The following is a 2,343-nucleotide window of genomic DNA, read 5'->3' as shown; positions in this document are numbered from 1 at the left end:
GTTCTTTGAACGTGTCAATTTCTTTTTGAAACTGACTGACGATTTGAAGGCTTTTTGATCGCCGCGTTCATCGAACATGTGTAATCATACTCCTCCTGAAACGAAATGCAACCCTTTTTAAAAAATTTATAAAATTTCCCAGATGCGGTGAATTGAAGGGTGAATTGAAGGCAGGATCAGAGAGAAACGAAGCCTCGAGATGAAAGCCAGGGACCAGCGAAGATGCGCATGTGCCGTTCGAAACGGTTCCGAAAGAAAATGCCGGTCTCTCTTCTTCCCCGCTTTCAAACGGATGGCGAACACAGCGTTCTCTGCGCAAAAAAAGTCCCCGAATTGCTTCAGGGACCAAATGTCTTGAATGAACTGGATTACTCCGTAAATTTGTCGTAGAAGGCCATTTTCTCGAGTGCAGACGTATCCGCAATCGGGTTGTCTTCCAGACGCAGGGCCTGCAGCAGAGGCAGATCCTTGAGCGGGCTGACATCGCTGATGTAGTTGGCTTTCAGCGTCAGCTGGCGCAGGAACTTCAGGTTGGAAAGCGGTGAGAGATCGCGGATCATGTTGTGATCGAGACGCAGATACGAAATGAACGTCAGATCGGCCAGCGGGCGCAGATCGGAGATGTTGTTGTTGTAAAGGTCGACATCGCACAGTTCGCTCAGACCTTCCAGCGGAGACAGGTCGGAAATATTGTTGTTTTCGAGCGAAAGGATTTTCAGATTGTGCATGTCTCGCAGGCACTCGATGCTGCGGATCTGGTTTCTTCCCACGTTCAGATCCACCAGTTCGGTATCGTCGCGCAGACAGTCGATGCTTGTGATGCGGTTGGTGAACAGATCGAGGACTTCGAGTTCCTTGGCTTTCGCGAGGAAATCGACATGATCGAGCAGACAGAACTCGGCATGGAGCACTTTGAGGTGTTCGACATTCGTAAATTCGTCGACGTGCTCGAGTTCGTTTTTGGACAGGTTGAGAACCTGGAGTTCCTTAATATGATTCAGCTCGCGCATATCCGTAAAGCCGGTCTGTTCCATGGAAAGCACGCGCAGATGTTTCAGCTTGGCCAGGAAAGAAAAGTCATTTGGATTGTTGTAGTCGAGGTTGAGAATTACCAGCGACGGGAAATCCTTCAGCGGATCGTAGTCTTTCAAATACGGGTTATTGGAAACATCGAGTTTCTTGAGGTGTTCCATCGCCGAGAGCGAAGAAATATCCGATACCAGGTTGGTGGACAGATTCAGTTCTTCAATGTGGCGAAGGAAAGACAGATCTTCAATATAGTAGCGGCGCATGCCCGACATATCGAGACGGACAAGTTCCGGAAGCATGCCCAGAACCGAATAGTTGAACGGTCCGTTTTCGGTATTGATCCGGATTTCCTTGAGGTGCTTGCAGCTTTCTACATAATCGAGCGAGTCGATTTTGGCTCGTCTCAGATTGAGGATTTCCAGGTTGATCATGCTTCCAACCGCGGAAATATCCATAACGTACAGATTATTACGGGACAGGTTGAGTCGTTTGATCTGGTAATGGGCGTTAAGCGGTTCAATGTCACGCAGCCGGTTTCCGCACAGATTGACGTCCACCAGGCTCGACAGAGGACGAAGCGCTTCAATGCTCGTCAGTGCATTGTTGGACAGATTGATCTTTTCGAGATTTTCGGCATACTGCAGACCTTCGATCGTATCAATATCGCGATCGGAGGCGTCGAGCGAAATCAGTTCCTTAAGATCTTCTTTCTGCAGCGTCTCGGGGGTTTTGTGGAGAGTGCCGGCAATCACTTCCGCTAAAGCTTCATTGCGAATAAACATGTTTTTCCCTCCAATTCGATGGCTTGATTTCCTTTATTATACATGATCCACCACACGGGATGATTTCAATCCGGGCGATTTAGCATTTCCCAGCAGCCGTACAGAAGGCCCTTGCATTGCCCCTTTTCCAATCTTCTTTTCTGCGCAGAAAAACTGTTCCTGAAAGACTGGTTTTTTCTTATTTCCCCGTTTTTACCCGTTCTGATTTTTCCGTCCTGAAACTGCAAAAAAGCCATGAAACTTCGATCGTGTTTTCGACCGGTTCCATGGCTTCTGTATGTTTATTGTTTATTTCAGCTGGTCCAGAGCTGACTGGATCGCAGGATTATTCCGATGCCGCCAATGCTCTGTCCAGCGCCAATCGACGCGTTGTAGCTTTCGTTTTGCACTATGAGCGTACGGCCGTTCTGGCTGAATACGGCGTTCCAGCCGCTCTGCACACGGAAATCCTGATTCAATGGAATTTCCGCTTTCCAGCCGTTTACATCGTGATTTTCCTTGTTAGTCAGCGTCAGTTCATACTGTACGTAGT

The 2,343-nt window shown here is 48.3% G+C and carries 2 protein-coding genes; both read right to left on the bottom strand.

The features are described 5' to 3' along the window. Positions 1-368 precede the first annotated feature (368 nt). Positions 369-1,811, bottom strand: coding sequence for a leucine-rich repeat domain-containing protein (locus tag ACLUYS_RS09865; protein ID WP_412659791.1), 1,443 nt, complete (start codon positions 1,809-1,811; stop codon positions 369-371). Between the two features lie 293 nt (positions 1,812-2,104). Then, positions 2,105-2,343, bottom strand: a 239-nt coding sequence (locus ACLUYS_RS09860) for a cellulose binding domain-containing protein (RefSeq protein ID WP_412659789.1), incomplete at its 5' end; no start/stop codon positions are given.

It is taken from the genome of Allobaculum sp. (assembly GCF_047010065.1).
Classification (GTDB): Bacteria; Bacillota_I; Bacilli_A; order Erysipelotrichales; family Erysipelotrichaceae; genus Allobaculum; species Allobaculum fili.
The sequence above is the reverse complement of the archived record's forward strand: the minus strand, read 5'-3'. Positions and strand labels throughout refer to the sequence as shown.

Coding starts and splice junctions, on each gene's coding strand:
- ACLUYS_RS09865 (WP_412659791.1), bottom strand. CDS start 1,811: ATGTTTATTCGCAATGAAGCTTTAGCGGAAGTGATTGCCGGCACTCTC.